The following is a 2,132-nucleotide window of genomic DNA, read 5'->3' on the forward strand; positions in this document are numbered from 1 at the left end:
GCGGGGGCGGCGTATCTGCCGATCGATACCGGGTATCCGGTGCAGCGGTTGGAGTTCATGCTCGAAGACGCCGCCCCGGTGTGTGTGCTGACCACCGCCGCCGAGCTGGACTCACTGCCCGCGGGCAATATTCCGGTGCTCCTGTTGGAGGAGACCACCGGCTACGACGATTCGCGCGTCCGCAACCGCGAGCGGGTGCGGCCCCTGCGCCCGGACAATCTGGCGTATGTCATCTACACCTCCGGTTCCACCGGGGTGCCCAAGGGCGTGGGTGTGGCGCACCGCAACGTGGTCGAGTTGTTCGCCAACACCCAATTGCTGTTCGAGTTCGACGAGACCGATGTGTGGACGTTGTTCCATTCGTTCGCGTTCGATTTCTCGGTGTGGGAGTTGTGGTGCGCGCTGGCCAACGGCGGCAGCGTGGTCGTGGTCGACTACGTGACCTCCCGCTCGCCGGAGCAGTTCCGCGAACTGCTGATCCGCGAACAGGTCACCGTGCTCAATCAGACCCCGTCGGCGTTCTACCAGCTCGCCGAGGCCGACCGGGCAGCACACCACGACCAAGGCAAGTTCGCGCTGCGCTACATCGTGTTCGGCGGTGAGGCACTGGATCTGCGCCAGCTGCGGCGCTGGTACGAGCGCCATCCGGTGGACGCGCCGTGGTTGGTGAACATGTACGGCATCACCGAGACCACGGTGCACGTGTCGTTCCTGTCGTTGGACGAGCAGATGGTCGACAACCCGGCCAGCGTGATCGGGCGGGCGCTGCCCGGTCTGGACGCGTATGTGCTCGATGACCGGTTGCACCCGTCGCCGGTCGGGGTGGCCGGAGAGATCTACGTCGCGGGCGCGCAGCTCTCGCGCGGGTATCTCGGCCGTCCCGGTCTGGCCGCGACACGGTTCGTGGCCAACCCGTTCGGAGCGCCGGGCTCGCGGATGTACCGCAGCGGTGACATCGGCCGCTGGGTCGGATTCGGTGGTCGAGCAACCCTGGAGTACGCCGGTCGCGGTGATCAGCAGGTGCAGTTGCGTGGCTTCCGCATCGAGCTCGGCGAGATCGAGGCGGCGCTGCTGCGCTGCCCGGGCGTGAGTCAGGCGGTGGTGCTGGTCCGCGCCGACGAGCATGCCGGTGACCGTTTGATCGGGTACGTCGTGCCCGACGCCGGGGCGAGCTTGGATGCGTCGGTGCTGCGTACCCAGGTCTCGGAGTTCCTGACCGGGTACATGGTGCCGGATGCGGTGGTCGTGCTCGAGGTGTTGCCGTTGACGGCGAACGGGAAACTGGACCGCCGGGCACTGCCCGCGCCGCAGGTGGTGTCGGCGGTGGCGTTCCGCGCGCCGAGCTCGCCGGTGGAGCAGGCGGTGGCCGAGGTGTACGCCGGGCTGCTGGGCGCCGGCGAGGTCGGGTTGGACGACGACTTCTTCGCCCTGGGCGGCAACTCGCTGCTGGCCACCCGCGTGGTCGCACGCATCAACGAAGCCCTCGACGCCGATGTCGCGGTACGCGAACTGTTCGAAGCCCCGACCGTGGCCGCCCTCGCCGCGCGGGTGGTGCCCGGCGCCGGCGGCGGCACCCGCACCGTGCTCGAACGCACCGAACGCAGCGAACCCATCCCCCTGTCGCTGGCCCAGCAACGCATGTGGGTGCTCAACCAATTCGACCCCGCCTCCGCCGCCTACAACATCCCGATGGCCATCCGCCTGCACGGCGCCCTGGACGTCTCCGCCCTGCGCTACGCACTGGCCGACGTCCTCGAACGCCACGAATCCCTCCGCACCCGCTACCCCGCCGGCGGCCCCGGCGCACTACCGTTCCAGCAGATCCTCACCGTCGACCAAGCCCTCCCCACCGGACTGGAGGTCGTGGTCACCGACGACCCCACCACCCAGGTGATGGACTTGATGCTCACCGGCTTCGACGTCACCACCGAAGTCCCCGTCCGCGCGCTGCTGCTGGAATCCGGCCCCGATGAACACCTACTGGCGTTCGTGGCCCACCACATCGCCGCCGACGGCGCCTCCATGGCCCCGCTGGCCCGCGACCTGGTCACCGCCTACCTCGCCCGCATCGGCGGCAACTCCCCCCGCTGGGCGCCACTGGAAGTGCAATACGCCGACTACGCCATCTGGCA

Annotated in this window: 1 protein-coding gene; it reads left to right on the plus strand. The window is 68.9% G+C overall.

Annotation, left to right across the window (positions count from 1 at the left end; translation table 11 throughout):
- A partial coding sequence (locus ACIHAX_RS37740) for an amino acid adenylation domain-containing protein (RefSeq protein ID WP_397282452.1) occupies positions 1-2,132 on the plus strand: 2,132 nt, incomplete at both ends.

Source organism: Nocardia sp. NPDC051929 (assembly GCF_044548645.1).
GTDB classification, from domain to species: Bacteria; Actinomycetota; Actinomycetes; order Mycobacteriales; family Mycobacteriaceae; genus Nocardia; species Nocardia sichangensis.